The organism is Brevundimonas sp., from assembly GCF_036676055.1.
Lineage (GTDB): Bacteria > Pseudomonadota > Alphaproteobacteria > Caulobacterales > Caulobacteraceae > Brevundimonas.
Genome location: NZ_JAKFDS010000086.1, coordinates 1 through 13,482 on the forward strand (window position 1 = coordinate 1; position 13,482 = coordinate 13,482).

General features: G+C 70.4%; 15 protein-coding genes and 1 pseudogene. 4 read left to right on the forward strand and 12 right to left on the reverse strand.

Annotation, left to right across the window (positions count from 1 at the left end; translation table 11 throughout):
- From V6M45_RS14060 to ccmC, 6 genes are all read right to left on the reverse strand, one after another.
- Positions 1-417 (reverse strand): hypothetical protein (locus V6M45_RS14060; RefSeq protein ID WP_332657166.1); only part of this gene is annotated, 417 nt, incomplete at its 3' end.
- Positions 418-511: 94 nt separating this feature from the next.
- Complete coding sequence (locus tag V6M45_RS14065) at positions 512-1,276, reverse strand: DUF1223 domain-containing protein (protein ID WP_332657167.1); 765 nt, start codon at positions 1,274-1,276, stop codon at positions 512-514.
- A 44-nt stretch (positions 1,277-1,320) separates the two neighbouring features.
- Positions 1,321-1,542, reverse strand: coding sequence for a hypothetical protein (locus V6M45_RS14070; protein ID WP_332657168.1), 222 nt, complete (start codon positions 1,540-1,542; stop codon positions 1,321-1,323).
- 58 nt (positions 1,543-1,600) lie between these two features.
- The gene (locus V6M45_RS14075) at positions 1,601-2,194 is read right to left on the reverse strand and encodes a DsbE family thiol:disulfide interchange protein (protein ID WP_332657169.1); all 594 of its coding nucleotides are present in this window, start codon (positions 2,192-2,194) and stop codon (positions 1,601-1,603) included.
- Complete coding sequence (gene ccmD / locus V6M45_RS14080; protein ID WP_332657170.1) at positions 2,191-2,355, reverse strand: heme exporter protein CcmD; 165 nt, start codon at positions 2,353-2,355, stop codon at positions 2,191-2,193. The genes V6M45_RS14075 and ccmD overlap by 4 nt, the downstream gene beginning before the upstream one ends.
- A gap of 14 nt (positions 2,356-2,369) precedes the next feature.
- Positions 2,370-3,092, reverse strand: a complete 723-nt coding sequence (gene ccmC, locus V6M45_RS14085; RefSeq protein ID WP_332657171.1) for a heme ABC transporter permease CcmC — start codon at positions 3,090-3,092, stop codon at positions 2,370-2,372.
- Between the two features lie 135 nt (positions 3,093-3,227).
- On the opposite strand from ccmC, the gene V6M45_RS14090 reads away from it, so the two are divergent.
- The gene (locus V6M45_RS14090; protein ID WP_332657173.1) at positions 3,228-4,730 is read left to right on the forward strand and encodes a S41 family peptidase; all 1,503 of its coding nucleotides are present in this window, start codon (positions 3,228-3,230) and stop codon (positions 4,728-4,730) included.
- A gap of 9 nt (positions 4,731-4,739) precedes the next feature.
- Positions 4,740-4,964, forward strand: a complete 225-nt coding sequence (locus V6M45_RS14095) for an alkylphosphonate utilization protein (protein WP_259550722.1) — start codon at positions 4,740-4,742, stop codon at positions 4,962-4,964.
- Between the two features lie 18 nt (positions 4,965-4,982).
- Here V6M45_RS14095 and V6M45_RS14100 read toward each other — a convergent pair whose 3' ends face one another.
- Genes V6M45_RS14100 through ccmA form a run of 3 tightly spaced genes read right to left on the reverse strand, consistent with a single transcriptional unit; the run spans position 4,983 to position 6,991 of the window.
- Positions 4,983-5,726, reverse strand: a complete 744-nt coding sequence (locus V6M45_RS14100; protein ID WP_332657175.1) for an LEM-3-like GIY-YIG domain-containing protein — start codon at positions 5,724-5,726, stop codon at positions 4,983-4,985.
- 3 nt (positions 5,727-5,729) lie between these two features.
- On the reverse strand, positions 5,730-6,395 hold the full coding sequence (gene ccmB, locus V6M45_RS14105) for a heme exporter protein CcmB (protein WP_332657176.1): 666 nt from the start codon (positions 6,393-6,395) through the stop codon (positions 5,730-5,732).
- Positions 6,392-6,991 (reverse strand): heme ABC exporter ATP-binding protein CcmA, encoded by a 600-nt coding sequence (gene ccmA / locus V6M45_RS14110; protein ID WP_332657177.1) that lies wholly within the window; start codon positions 6,989-6,991, stop codon positions 6,392-6,394. Before ccmA ends, ccmB begins: the two co-directional genes overlap by 4 nt.
- Before the next feature lie 201 nt (positions 6,992-7,192).
- Between ccmA and acnA the strand changes: the two genes are divergently transcribed.
- Entirely contained in the window at positions 7,193-9,910 is a 2,718-nt protein-coding gene (acnA, locus tag V6M45_RS14115) for an aconitate hydratase AcnA (protein WP_332657178.1), read from the forward strand.
- 66 nt (positions 9,911-9,976) lie between these two features.
- On the opposite strand, the gene V6M45_RS14120 is transcribed toward acnA, so the two are convergent.
- The 3 genes from V6M45_RS14120 to V6M45_RS14130 all read right to left on the reverse strand — a co-directional run bounded on the left by V6M45_RS14120 (position 9,977) and on the right by V6M45_RS14130 (position 13,282).
- Complete coding sequence (locus V6M45_RS14120; protein ID WP_332657179.1) at positions 9,977-11,620, reverse strand: serine hydrolase; 1,644 nt, start codon at positions 11,618-11,620, stop codon at positions 9,977-9,979.
- A 161-nt stretch (positions 11,621-11,781) separates the two neighbouring features.
- Positions 11,782-12,312: a hypothetical protein gene (locus V6M45_RS14125; protein WP_332657180.1), complete on the reverse strand. Its 531-nt coding sequence runs from the start codon at positions 12,310-12,312 to the stop codon at positions 11,782-11,784.
- Between the two features lie 100 nt (positions 12,313-12,412).
- Positions 12,413-13,282 (reverse strand): isoaspartyl peptidase/L-asparaginase family protein, encoded by an 870-nt coding sequence (locus V6M45_RS14130; protein ID WP_332657181.1) that lies wholly within the window; start codon positions 13,280-13,282, stop codon positions 12,413-12,415.
- A gap of 98 nt (positions 13,283-13,380) precedes the next feature.
- Here V6M45_RS14130 and V6M45_RS14135 point away from each other — a divergent pair.
- Positions 13,381-13,482, forward strand: a pseudogene (locus tag V6M45_RS14135) (NADPH:quinone oxidoreductase family protein); the annotation flags it as partial.

Genomic DNA, 13,482 nt, shown 5'->3' on the forward strand with positions numbered 1-13,482 from the left:
AGCCTCCCGGTCGCGCAGCCGCTGGGCGTCCGCGGCGGCCTCGGCCTCGGCCCGGACGCGGGACCCGGAGACCGCGATCTCCTCGACCGCGCCCTGATCCCCGCGCAGGGCCGCCGCCTCCTGCCGCAGGCCCGCGGACGTCAGCACCGGCGCCAGGCCCGGGTCGCCGCCGGGGCCGGCGCGCAAGGGCACTTCGTCGAGCATGCGGGCGGCGACCAGCAGGGCCTCGGGATCGCGCCGCTCGCGGCCCCAGGCCGCAAGTTCGGCGGCGGTGACGATCTGGGCCACGCCCAGCGCCTCCGGCGTGGACGCGGCCGCGGGAGCGGCCTGTCGGGCGGTGGCGACCGGCCCCGGCGCGGCGCAGGCGCAAGCGAGGGCGAGCCCCAGGATCGCCACGAGACGGAGCGCCGGTTTCATGCGGTCACCTGTGTTTCCACCCGGAGCGTCGGGCCGCCAAGCTTGCACTGTGGGGCCGGGGGTTCAAGCGACTCCAGTGACGAAAACTGACCGGTCAGCCGGGCGGCAGGACCGCGCCGTTGAGGATGCGGCGGTCGGTCCGGGCCTGGATCAGGATGGCCACGGCCTCGTCGGCGTCCAGACCGGTCGGCAGGTCGTAGAGGGCGGGGCGGCCGGTCCAGGCGCCGAGACTGCGCACAGAACGGACGACATTGACCTGACGGACCGTCTGGCCGCGGTTGTCGCCGCGTTCGATCTCCACCGTCTGGGGGCCGGGGCGATAGACCACGGCCACGACCTCGGCCCCGCCGGCCGGAACGCGGCCGGAGCCGACGCCGACCTGGTCGCCGGCCTCGCGGAACTCGATCTCGGGCGGGAAGACGCGACGCGCGGCCTCTTCCTCGACCGCGGCCTTGAGCGCCGCCTCCTGGGCGCCGGGGACCTGGCGGCGGCCGTCGATGACCACCTGGGGCGTGCCGACCGCACGCAGCCTGAGGGGGCGGCGATAGGCGCGCTGGCGCTGGGCGAACTCGGGCCGGGCGAAGGTGTCGGGCCAGCCTAGATAGTCCCAGTAGTCGACGGCGTAGGTCAGGGCGATCACGCCCGGTTCTTCGGCGAGGGCCTCGACGCGGGCGTTGGCCTCGGGGCAGCCGGCGCAGCCCTGGGCGGTGAACAGCTCGACCACGACGGGCTCGGCGGGAGCCGCGCCGCGCGGGGCGCGGGGGCTCGCCGGCTGGGCGCTGGACCCGGCCGCGATGGAGGCGGCCACGAGGGCCGCCGCAGGGATGATCCAGCCCCTTGTGCGCATGGCGCGCACCATAACCACGGTCCGGGAAGACGCGCGCCTCATTTTCGCGTGAGGGGTCAGATGCGGATGTCGAGCAGGGCGCCGGGGCGTTGCGGGCGGTCGTCGGGCGCGCGGGTCAGGTTCACCGTCGGGGCGGGGCGGGCGGCCGGCGCCTCGGCGGACGTCGCGACGCCGTCGAGGGCCGCGCGAAAAAAGTCCGAGCGCGAGGCCCGAACGGGCGACGGCGGGCTTTGGGCCGGGAACAGCGGCGACGGGAGCGGGAGTCGAATCGGGCTCATCCCGACAGGGTTAACGACAATTGTCGGAAATGGGTTAACGCCCGCGGGGGCCGGCGGGTCAGCGCTTCGTGGCGGTGGGGAGGGGGCGCGGCGGCGCCTGCATGGCGTCCACGAGCCGGTCGATCTCGGCCTGGTCCATCAGGGGGGCGGAGGCCTTGGCCACGACCTGGCCCATGGCGTTGACGGCGAAGGTCTCAGGCGCGCCGGTGATGCCCAGATCGAGGCCGGCGCGGCCGTCGCGATCAACCAGCACCATCGAATAGGGATCGCCCAGTTCGTCGAGGAAGGCGCGGGTTTTGACCGGATCGTCCTTCCAGGCCACGCCGACGACGGCGACGCCGCGCTCCTTGAGCGCCATCAGCTGCGGGTGTTCAAGGCGGCAGGGCGCGCACCAGCTGGCGAAGACGTTGATCAGCATCGGCTTGCCGACGCCGGCGGTCTTGAGGTCGAGCACGCCGGGCCCGGCCTCGGCGCCGGTCAGGAGGGGCAGGACGGTTTCCGGGACCGGCTGGCCGACCAGGGCCTCGGGCCGGTATTCGCTGCCGCGGCCTTCGGCCAGCGACCGGCCGGTGAAGTCGCCCAGCCGCACGGCGGCGAAGACGACGAGCGCCACGAGGGCGACGAGGGGGACGATGGCGAACCAGCGGTTCATGCCCGGTCCCCCGGGCGATCCGCTTCAAGTCGTTTCAGCTCGGCCGACCAGCGCCGCGCGGTCAGCAGGGCGCGGGCGGCGAGGGCGCCGAGCACCAGGGCGCTGATGGCCCAGGCGGGCCAGACGAAGGCGGCGTATTTCCCCATGTCGAGGTCGGGCATGCGGTCAGGCCTCCTCAGGCTTCGAGGGCGCGGCGGGCGCGGATGGACAGGACCCGCCGGCGCACGATCTCGGTGCGGATCGCGGTCAGCCAGAGGGCGAGGAACAGCACGCCCCAGGCCGCCATCATCGTCAGCAGCGGGGTCAGGAAGACCGGCGGCATGGCCGGCCCCCCGGCTCTCATCAGCGAGGCCGGCTGATGCAGGGTGTTCCACCAGTCGACCGAGAATTTGACGATCGGCAGGTTGATCAGGCCGACGAGGCCCAGCACCGCCGCCGCGCGGGTCGCCTTCGCCTCGTCGTCGATCGAGGCGCGCAGGGCCATGTAGCCGAGATAGAACAGGAACAGGATCAGCACCGACATCAGCCGCGCGTCGCCCCAGGCCCACCAGGCGCCCCACATCGGCTTGCCCCACAGGCTGCCGCTGACCAGGGCCAGGGCGGTGAAGGCCGCGCCGGGCAGGGCGGCGGCGCGCGCGGCCGCGTCGGCGAGCGGGTGGCGGAACACCAGGGCGAAGAAGCTGGAGACGCCGAGGGCGGCGTAGGCGGCCAGCCCGACCGAGGCGGCCGGAACGTGGACGAACATGATCCGAACGGTGTCGCCCTGTCGGAAGTCCTCGGGCGCGGCGAAGGACAGCCAGGTCGCGATCGCGAGCAGGACGACGGCCAGCCCCCAGACCACCGGCGTCAGCGGTCGGGTGAAGCGCAGGAAGCGGTCGGGATTGGCGAGTCCGAACATGCCGCGCCGATTACGCGCCAGCCGCGCGCGCGGCAAGCGGCGCGCCGTCGCGGGCCGCATTACCAAGCCTTAAGTGGCGCGAAGGCGAGCTTGGCCGTAGAGGCGGGCCGTCGTTCCTCAATCGCAGAACCGCCGATGTCCCGAATCCTAGCCGCTGCGGCGGCCGCCGTCGGCGCGCTCGCCGCCTCCTCCGCCCAGGCCCAGGACGCCGCCCCCACGCCCGCGCCCGATAATTGGGGCGCCGCACTGGCGCAGGACGCCCGGGCCTTCCATGACGTCATCCTCGACAGCCACCCCGGCCCGGTCGACGCCGAGAACCCCGGATTCACCCCGCATCTGGAAGCCGGCCTCGCGCTGGCGTTGGAGCGGGCGCGGACGACGGACAGCTATGAGGACTGGTATTTCGCCCTGCAGGAATACGCCGCCTCGTTCGACGACGGCCATCTGGGGCTGAAGGACTGGGCCGGCATGGGGCATGTCTGGACCGCTCACTGGCCCGGCTTCCTGACCGGCCTGCGGACCGGCCCGGAGGGCGAGCGCCATGAGGTGGTGTTCAGCCGCGATCCGGCCGCCGCGCCCGAGGGCGCGGTCCTGATCGGCTGCGACGGCCGGCCGGCCGGGGATCTGGCCGCCGAGATCATCGGCCGGGGCGCGGGGCGCTGGTCCCTGCCGTCGCGCCGCGCGATCTACGCCTCCACCCTGTTCGTGGACCAGCACAATCCGTGGGTCCGCCGCGCCGAACAGTGCGAGTTCCGCGTCGGGACGGAGACGCGCGCCTATCCGCTGACGTGGCGCGAACTGCCGGACGCCGTCCGCGACGAGGGCTTCGCCGCCGCGCGCAGCCCCCGCTTCACCGCCCCGATCGAGCTGCGCGCGTGGAGCGGCGGCCAATGGATCGGTCTCGGCGGCTTCAACGGCGATCCGGCCAGCGAGGACGGCGTCGCCCTGACCGCCCTGCAGGCCGCGGTCGAGACCCGGGCCGACGAGATCCGTCAGGCCCCGGCAGTGGTGTTCGACCTGCGCGGCAACGGCGGCGGCTCCTCGGCCTGGATTCAGGCGCTGGCGACGACCCTGTGGGGCAAGGCCGAGGTCGAGGCCCGCTCGCCGGAGGCGGAGGCCGTGGACTGGCGGACCTCGGAGAAGAACCTCGCCACGATCGAGGAATACAAGGTCCTGATGGGCTCCAACCCCGAAGTGCTGGCCTGGCTAAGCACGGTGGCCGACGGGCTGCGCGCCGCGCGCGCCGAAGGCCGGCCGCTATGGCGTCACGTGGAGGAGGAGGAAGAGGCGCCGGCCGCGCCGCCCGCCGGGTCCTCGCCGATGACGGCGCGGACCTGGGTGCTGACCGATTCCGGCTGCGCCTCGGCCTGTCTCGACGCCGTCGACCTGCTCAAGGCCCTGGGCGCGACCCATGTCGGCCAGGAGACCTCGGGCGACACCGCCTATATGGAGGTTCGCGACGAGCCCCTGCCGGGCGGCCGCGTCGTCGCGCGGGTTCCGATGAAGGTCTATCGCGGGCGTCCCCGCGGCGACAACGAGACCCACGTCCCGGTTCACGCCTGGACCGGCGCCCTGGCCGACACCGCCGGTATCGAGGCCTGGCTCGCCGGACTCGACGCGGCGGCGGTGAGGCGTTAGGCGGGATTCATGACCGACGATCCGACCAAAGACAGCAACGGCAACGTCCTCGCCGACGGCGACAGCGTGACCCTGATCAAGGACCTCAAGGTCAAGGGCTCGGGCGGGGTGACGCTCAAGCGCGGCACCCTGGTCAAGAACATCCGCCTGACCGGCGACCCCGACGAAATCGAGGCCAATGTCGAGAAGGTCCGAGGCCTCGTGCTCCGGACCGAGTTCGTCAAGAAGGCGTAGGAGCCATGCCTGCCACAATCAGGCGGGCATTGCGTACTTGATCGGGTTGGCAGCTCCCTTCCGTCGAAGGTGGGCTGGCACACGTTTACGCAGATAGAGCTTGGCGATCTCGTCTTCGGCGGGCCTGCCCCGAAATCCAATGCGCCCTGGCCTGTGTTCCCGGCCGGGAAAATTTGCAGCGGTCGCGTCCAGCCACTCGTCAGGCCTGAAGACGCCAACCACGAGCCCACGTTCGACGGCGAGAACGAGTTCCACTTTCTCGACGCGGCTGCGCCCCAGCTTCCATGCGTATCGGACGGCTTCGTAGACGTCTTCAGCGGTGCGAGCGGTGCGATTGATCGTGATCATCATCGCGTGGTGGTGGAATGCGACCTCTTCCGCCGCATACCGTTCGACGATCTCAATCGCATGAGCCAGACCGCGCTCGGTCCCGTGACCGCTCTGCCGGTTTGCCAATCCTGGGTAGGCGTCGATGAGGGCCGCCTCCACCTCGAAAGCCTGAGCATCGTCCAGTCCATGCCGATGGATGACGTGCGCGACGTCGAGACCGGCGAGGCGAATAGCGCGAACACGATCCAGCTTCTCGGGCAGCTCTCCTTGATGCTCTGCTGCAATGCCCAAGGCGTGCTGAAAGACGCGATTTCCACGACCCTTTCCAACATAGAACGTCTCACCGTTCCGCGGGTCGATGAGGCGATAGACGTAGACTTTGAGTTCCTCGGCTACGCCGAGCGGAAACGCCGTGAGGGAAGCGCTGGTCATGAATCAGCCCTGTGCGTTCCGGATCGCCGCCGCTCCCGCGAACGGCGTCACCACAGCGGCGAACAGGACGTAGGCCGCGAGGAAGGCGAGGGCCGGCGCGGGGCTTAGGCCGTTCACCGCGCGTTCCAGCGCCCCCGCTCCGAACACGACCGGCGGGATGAACAGCGGCAGGACCACCACCGCGATCAGCAGCCCGCCACGCTTCGAGCCCAGAGCCAGCGCCGCGCCCAACGCCCCGGTCAGGGCGAACCCCAGCGCGCCGATCAGGGCCGACAGCGTCACCAGCGGCGCCTGCGCCGGCGGCAGGCCGAGGGTGATGGCGGCGACCGGGGCCGTGATGGCCAGCGGCACGCCGACGGCCAGCCATTGGGCCTTGGCCTTGGCCAGAACCACCAGCTCCAGCGGCAAGGATCCCAGGGCGATCAGGTCGAGCGCACCGTCCTCGAGGTCGCGCTCGAACAGCCGCTCCAGCGACAGGATCGACGACAGCGCCAGCGCCAGCCAGGCGATGCCGCCCGCCACCGGCTTCAGGCCCGCCGGGTCGCCGCCCGCCGCCAGCGGCACAAGCGCGGTCAGGCACAGGAAGAAGCCGCAGGCCAGCAGCGGTCCGCCTCCGCCCGCCCAGGCCAGGGCCAGCTCGCGCCGCCACAGGATCACCAGCGCCGTCATCGCCCGACCCCGATCTCGAGAGCGCGCGCGGGGACGGGCAGGGGATCGTGCACGGCGGCGAGGATGGCCCCGCCCTTGTCCAGATGGGCCTGCATCAGCAGGCCGAGCGCCGCGCGCCAGCGGGCGTCCAGCGGCGCGAACGGCTCGTCCAGCAGCCACACCGGCCGGGGTGCGGCGATCAGCCGGGCGAAGGCCAGCCGGCGGCGCTGGCCGGCCGACAGCTGGCGCACCTCCAGATCGAGCAGGGGCTCAAGCGCCAGCACGTCGACGGCGGCGGCGATCGCGGTCGCGTCGGCGCCGAGCCATTGCGCCTGGAAGGTCAGCTCTTCGCGCGCCCGCCGCGCGCCCTTCAATCCGTCCAGATGCCCGAGCCAGTGGATATGCCGCCGCCGCGCCTCGGCCGGATCGGCGTCGGCGAAGGCGATCGTCCCGGCGTCGGGGCGGAGAAAGCCGGCGAGGGCGCGCAACAGGCTGGTCTTGCCCGCGCCGTTGGCTCCAGTCAGGGCCACCGCTTCGCCCGAGGCCAGCGACAGCGACAGGTCGCGGAACAGCACGCGTTCGCCGCGGGACAGGGTCAGGCCGGTGGCGGTTATCATCCGGACGGCCCCCAGTTGCGAGCGTCTCTCAATGACCCTGCGCCCGACGTGGATACATGGACGCCAACGGGAACCATCGCTATATCCGGCCTCGCCGCAGCAGGCGTTCGCCGCGCGCGGCGGGGACCTGTGCGCCCCGCCGTCTGTCGCGCGATCGCGCAACCGGATGTCCGGGCGGCGTTGACCAGAGGAACCTCTCCCATGCCGTCGAACGACAGCTTCAAGACCCGTCAGGACCTTTCCGTCGGGCGCAAGAAATACGCCTATTACAGCCTTCCGGCCGCCGAGGAAGCGGGTCTGGCCGGGATTTCCCGCCTGCCGCGCTCGATGAAGGTGCTGCTGGAGAACCTGTTGCGCAACGAGGACGGCGTCTCGGTCACCGAGGCCGACCTGCGCGCCGTCGCCGCCTGGATCGACAACAAGGGCTCGGTCGAGCACGAGATCGCGTTCCGCCCGGCCCGGGTGCTGATGCAGGACTTCACCGGCGTGCCGGCCGTGGTCGACCTCGCCGCCATGCGCGACGCCATGTCGAAGCTCGGCGCCGACGCCTCGAAGATCAATCCGCTGAACCCCGTCGACCTGGTCATCGACCACTCGGTCATGGTCGACCATTTCGGCACCCCGGGCGCCTTCAACCAGAACGTCGAGCGCGAATACGAGCGCAACATCGAGCGCTATAAATTCCTCCGCTGGGGCTCGACCTCGTTCAACAATTTCCGCGTCGTGCCCCCCGGCACCGGCATCTGCCACCAGGTCAACCTCGAGAACCTGGCCCAGACCGTCTGGACGGTGGACGAGGGCAAGAAGACCGTCGCCTATCCGGACACCGTGGTCGGCACCGACAGCCACACCACCATGATCAACGGCCTCGCCGTTCTGGGCTGGGGCGTCGGCGGCATCGAGGCCGAGGCGGCCATGCTGGGCCAGCCCATTCCGATGCTGATCCCCGAGGTCATCGGCTTCCGCCTGACCGGCGCCCTGCCGGAAGGCGCCACCGCCACCGACCTGGTGCTGACCGTCACCCAGATGCTGCGTCGCAAGGGCGTGGTCGGCAAGTTCGTCGAGTTCTTCGGCCCCGGCGTGACCAGCCTGACCATCGAGGACCAGGCCACCATCGCCAACATGGCCCCGGAGTACGGCGCCACCTGCGGCTTCTTCCCGGTGTCGGCGGCGACGATCTCGTATCTGACCGCCACCGGCCGCGACAAGGCGCGCGTCGCCCTCGTGGAAGCCTATGCCAAGGCCCAGGGCCTGTGGATCGACGAGACCTCGGAAGACCCGGTCTTCACCGACATCCTCGAACTGGACATGGGTACGGTCGTGCCGTCGCTGGCGGGTCCCAAGCGTCCGCAGGACAAGGTCGAACTGACCGTGGCCGCGCCTTCGTTCGAGACGGCGCTGGGCGAGGTGTTCAACCGTCCGGTCGACGCCGCCCGCGTGGCCGTCGAGGGCGAGAAGTTCGACCTCGGCGACGGCGACGTGGTCATCGCCGCCATCACCTCCTGCACCAACACCTCCAACCCGTCGGTGTTGATCGCCGCCGGTCTGGTGGCGCGCAAGGCCCACAAGCTGGGCATGAAGGTCAAGCCGTGGGTCAAGACCTCGCTGGCCCCCGGCTCGCAGGTGGTCACCGACTATCTGACCGCCGCCGGCCTGCAGGCCGACCTCGACGCCATGGGCTTCAACCTGGTCGGCTACGGCTGCACCACCTGCATCGGCAACTCGGGCCCGCTGGACCCGGCGATCTCCAAGGCCATCAACGACAACGGCCTCGTCGCCACCTCGGTGCTGTCGGGCAACCGCAACTTTGAAGGCCGGGTGAACCCCGACGTCCAGGCCAACTACCTCGCCTCGCCGCCGCTGGTGGTCGCCTACGCCCTCGCCGGCTCGATGCGGATCGACATCTCGAAGGATCCGATCGGCAAGGACAAGAAGGGCAAGGACGTCTTCCTCAAGGACGTGTGGCCGACCTCGGCCGAGATCGCCGCCATCCAGAAGAAGTCGGTCACCCCGGCCATGTTCGCCAAACGCTATGCGGACGTCTTCAAGGGCGACAAGCACTGGCAGGGCATCAAGGTCGAGGGCGGCCAGACCTACGCCTGGGACGACAGCTCGACCTATGTGCAGAACCCGCCCTATTTCGAGGGCATGTCGATGGAGCCGGCCCCGGTCGCCGACATCGTCGAGGCCCGCGTCCTGGCCATCTTCGGCGACTCGATCACCACGGACCACATCAGCCCGGCCGGCTCGATCAAGAAGACCTCGCCCGCCGGCGCCTATCTGACCGACCACGGCGTCGACGCCCTCGACTTCAACTCCTACGGCGCGCGCCGCGGGAACCATGAAGTGATGATGCGCGGCACCTTCGCCAACATCCGCATCCGCAACAAGATCACCCCGGAGATCGAGGGCGGGGTGACCAAACACTTCCCGTCGCAGGACGTGATGTCGATCTATGACGCCGCCATGCGCTACCAGTCGGAAGGTCGTCCGCTGGTCGTGTTCGCGGGCAAGGAATACGGCACCGGCTCGTCGCGCGACTGGGCGGCCAAGGGCACCCGTCTGCTGGGCGTCCGCGCCGTCATCGCCGAGAGCTACGAGCGCATCCACCGCTCCAACCTGGTCGGGATGGGCGTGGTGCCGCTGCAGTTCAAGGCCGAGGGCTGGGTCCGTCTGGGCCTGACCGGCGAGGAGATCGTCACCATCCGCGGCCTGTCCGACGCCAATGTCGGCAAGCTGCGTCCGCGTCAGGACCTGTGGGTCGAGCTGTTCCGCCCGTCGGACGGCAAGATGGCCCGCTTCCCGGTCCGCTGCCGCATCGATAACGCCACCGAGATGGACTACTTCAAGGCCGGCGGCGTGATGCCTTACGTGCTGCGCAACCTGGCCCGCGGGCCGGAAGCGATCGCGGCCGAGTAGGCCCCGAAGCCTGAACGGATCGAGGGCCGGCGGAGCGATCCGCCGGCCCTTTTTCGTCGCCGGGAGCTAGAGCTGCGGCAAATCCACCTTCAGGAACCGTATCCCGACGACGCGGCCGTTGGACTGGGTCAGTCCGGTGACCCGTCCCTTTTCGTCGCGGGAGAAGTCGATCGCCCCGATCGTCGACTCGGTGAAAAAAGCGTCGGCCGCCCGTTCGCCGACGGGCGGTTGAAGCAACCGGTTTTCGAAGGCCGCGCCCGTCAGCCACAGCTGATCCTCGCGCCGCTCGACCTGCATCAGCGCGCCCAGTTCGGGGCTGTAGTATCGACCCAGATAGTCCTGCATCCGGCCCGGCGTCAGCTCCGGCGCGTCGGGCTCCTCATACCGCACGGCGATGCGGTCCTGATCCGGATCGTGGATGTTGAGGACGGCGGCGGGCGCGTCGTCCGGGCCAGTGAAACTGAAGTGAACCGGCGCGCCGACGAGGCGGAAGGCCGTGGGCGCGATGGGCTCAAGGGCGTCGCGGCCGATGATAAGGCGGCCGTCCCGCACAGTCAGAACGAACACCGGGCCGCCGGTTTCGCGATAGCGACCGACGAAACGGCGCAACTGGTCCTCGGACAGTTCGATCTTCGGTTCGGCGGGCGGCGGCAGGTCGGCGGCCAGATGGATGTCCGCGATCTGCTCCGCGATCCGGCCGGTGTCGTTGGTTTCGGCGTTGCACAGCACAGTTACGCCGAAGCGGCGGTCGGGAACCGCCATCATGTAGGACGCGGCCCCCGGGGCGATACCTCCGTGGCGGAGGGCGACGAGGTTCCGATAGCTCGCCACCTCAATGCCCGAGCCATAGCGCGACGGCGCGAGGGGGCCGCGGACCGTGCGCGACATTGCGGCGACGATGGCCGGCGAGCCCACCTTCGGATCGTTCAGGTTCAGGGTCCACCGCGCCATGTCTTCGACGGTGCTGTAGACGTTGCCGGCCCCATAGGCGGAGAAGGGAAAGATGCGGCTCTCCACGCCCCCGGGACCCTGGCCGTAGCCGAGCGCCGTGTCTGGCCGGACCGGTCTCCAGTCATCCTTCACATATGTCTGGGTCATACCCAGCGGCTCGAAGATCCGCGCCTTCATGAAGGCCGGGAAGGCCTGGCCCGACGCCCGCTCAACCACCAGCGCCAGCAGGGTGTAGTTCGAGTTGGAATAGGCGAAGCGGGACCCCGGCGCGAAATTGAGTTCGCGCTGACCGTACAGGGCGCGCAGCACGTCGCGCTGGGTGATCGTATCTTCCGCTCGCCGACCCTGCAGTAGCAGCATCCATTCGTCGCGCAGACCACTGGTGTGATGCAGCAGATGGTCGATGGTGATCGGCTCCGGGAAGGCATGCATCTCCGGGACGTATTTCCGCACGTCGTCCTGGAGAGACAGCTTCCCCTCCGCCGCCAGCATATGCACGGCGAAGGCGGTGAACTGTTTGGAGATGGAGCCGATCTGGAACGCTGTCTGCGGGGTGTTGGGCGTCCGGCTTTCCACCACAGCCATGCCATAGGCGCCCGTGAACGCCACCTGCCCGTCCCGGGTCACCGAGACGGCGCATCCGGGTCCATCGGAACCGTCCCACTGCGCGAAGAGCCGCGCCGTATCCGCGGCCGGATCCGCGAGGGCCGGCGTGGCGAGGGCGAAGGACGCAGCGGCGGCCGCGATTCTGGGAAACATGATGGCGCCCGGGTCTGATCAAAACCGTTTCGCTACATTTGTAGCGGACCTCGCCGGATTTGAAACGCTCCTCGACGGAACCGGCCGTGGACGCGACGAACGGCGCTGGTGATCGTGCCCGGGCGCCGGGCAGGTCGGCCGCCAGACCAGGAGGCGAGACTCTATCCCTGCGTCGCGTTGTGCGGTCCGCGATCGCGCGGATTCCGCCCGAAGGCCTGTTCACACAGCGAGCGGCCGAACTCTTCCGACGCCATCATCTGGCGGTCGCCCAGCAGGCCCGCGATCCGGCCGCCGGCGGTGGTCGCCACCGAGATCGGGAAACGCCCGACGACGAGGTTGCCGCGGCCCGGATCGACGAACTCGACCGTGCCTTCGAGGGTGTGCATGCCTCGACCGTTCAACAGCATGTCGAGGCGGCCGGCGCGGTCCAGCCGCTCAACGTGGATGCGGACGTCGATCGGCGCCGTGCCGTACATGCAGCGGCTGAGCTCCTCGCGGACCTCTTCGGAGAAGGTGTCGGAAAAGTCCTCCTCCGCATCCAGCCAGGCGCTGGACATGGTGATGGAGCCGACCTGGGCGGTTTCCTGCAGGCCCGGCGGCAGGTCCATCGGCGGGCCGCCCTCGATGACCGGCGCGCAGGCCGCGGTGGCGATCAGGGCGGCGACGGCCGCGGCGGCGAGTAGCGACTTCATGGTCAGGCCTCTGTGGTTCCCGTGACGCTTAAGCCGTGAACCCCGTGAACGCCGGATGAACCGCGTTCGGCCGGAGATTAATTCGCCGTAAGGGGTCGGTCTAGCGGCCGAACACCTCGACCCCGATCTCGCCCTCGGCGGTCAACCAGGCCCGCTTCATGCCCTGGCTGTTGAAGGGCTGGGCGATGTTCCCTTCCCGGTCCAGGGCGATCAGGCCGCCGTCGCCGCCCAGCTCGCCGATCTGGCCGATGACGGCGCCGGCCGCCTCAGCCAGCGACTGGCCCGCCCCGACCCGCCAGCCGATCTGGGCGCAGGCGGCGACGCGGATGAAATATTCGCCCTGGCCGGTGGCCGAGACCGCGACCTGGCCGTCGGCCCAGCTGCCGGCCCCGGGGATGGGGGTGTCGCCGACCCGGCCCGGCATCTTGCCGAACACCCCGGCGGTCGAGGTGGCCGCGGCCAGCCGGCCTTCGCGATCCAGCACGCAGCAGCCGACGGTGCCGTGGCCCAGCGTTCCGGGCGGATGGTTATCCTCGCCCTGTCCGGCATGGGTGAACCAGGCCGTCTCGTCGCCGATCGGCTCCAGCCCGCGGTCGAGCGCGAACAGCGCCGCGCCCTCGCCGGCCAGCATCACATGCGGCGTGTGGTCCATCACGGCGCGGGCGGCCATGACCGGGTTGCGGAACCCCTGCAGCGCCGCCACCGCCCCCGCCCTGCGCGTGGCGCCGTCCATCAGGCTGGCGTCCAGTTCATAGGCGCCGGCCAGATTGGGCGAGGCCCCGCGTCCCGCGACATAGAGACCCGAGTCCTCCAGCAGGACCGTCGTCTCGACAGCGACGTCCAACGCCGGCGCCCCGGCGTCGAGGCGCGCCTTCATGGCCTCGACCACCTGACGCATATGCGCGACCTCGCGGGTGTAGTCGCGCTCGCGCCGGGCGCCGGCGCCGCCGTGGAGGATGAGGGCCGTCATTCGGGGTCGTCTCCTGCGCCCTTTCAAACGGGCGGGACGGTGATTAGCCTCCCCGCAACGTCCGCGCCACCAGCCCGGCCTTTTGAAAGAGCATCTCCATGCGTGCAGTCCTGTCCAAGGCCCCCGGCGGCCCTGAAACCCTGGTGGTCGAGGAGGTGCTCGATCCGACGCCGCAGAAGGGCGAGGTGGTGATCGAGGTC

Bases quoted from the DNA above. Each gene is read 5' to 3' on its own strand.
- V6M45_RS14065 (WP_332657167.1), bottom strand. From the start codon at position 1,276: ATGGTGCGCGCCATGCGCACAAGGGGCTGGATCATCCCTGCGGCGGCC.
- V6M45_RS14070 (WP_332657168.1), bottom strand. From the start codon at position 1,542: ATGAGCCCGATTCGACTCCCGCTCCCGTCGCCGCTGTTCCCGGCCCAA.
- V6M45_RS14075 (WP_332657169.1), bottom strand. From the start codon at position 2,194: ATGAACCGCTGGTTCGCCATCGTCCCCCTCGTCGCCCTCGTGGCGCTC.
- ccmD (WP_332657170.1), bottom strand. From the start codon at position 2,355: ATGCCCGACCTCGACATGGGGAAATACGCCGCCTTCGTCTGGCCCGCC.
- ccmC (WP_332657171.1), bottom strand. From the start codon at position 3,092: ATGTTCGGACTCGCCAATCCCGACCGCTTCCTGCGCTTCACCCGACCG.
- V6M45_RS14090 (WP_332657173.1), top strand. From the start codon at position 3,228: ATGTCCCGAATCCTAGCCGCTGCGGCGGCCGCCGTCGGCGCGCTCGCC.
- V6M45_RS14095 (WP_259550722.1), top strand. From the start codon at position 4,740: ATGACCGACGATCCGACCAAAGACAGCAACGGCAACGTCCTCGCCGAC.
- V6M45_RS14100 (WP_332657175.1), bottom strand. From the start codon at position 5,726: ATGACCAGCGCTTCCCTCACGGCGTTTCCGCTCGGCGTAGCCGAGGAA.
- ccmB (WP_332657176.1), bottom strand. From the start codon at position 6,395: ATGACGGCGCTGGTGATCCTGTGGCGGCGCGAGCTGGCCCTGGCCTGG.
- ccmA (WP_332657177.1), bottom strand. From the start codon at position 6,991: ATGATAACCGCCACCGGCCTGACCCTGTCCCGCGGCGAACGCGTGCTG.
- acnA (WP_332657178.1), top strand. From the start codon at position 7,193: ATGCCGTCGAACGACAGCTTCAAGACCCGTCAGGACCTTTCCGTCGGG.
- V6M45_RS14120 (WP_332657179.1), bottom strand. From the start codon at position 11,620: ATGTTTCCCAGAATCGCGGCCGCCGCTGCGTCCTTCGCCCTCGCCACG.
- V6M45_RS14125 (WP_332657180.1), bottom strand. From the start codon at position 12,312: ATGAAGTCGCTACTCGCCGCCGCGGCCGTCGCCGCCCTGATCGCCACC.
- V6M45_RS14130 (WP_332657181.1), bottom strand. From the start codon at position 13,282: ATGACGGCCCTCATCCTCCACGGCGGCGCCGGCGCCCGGCGCGAGCGC.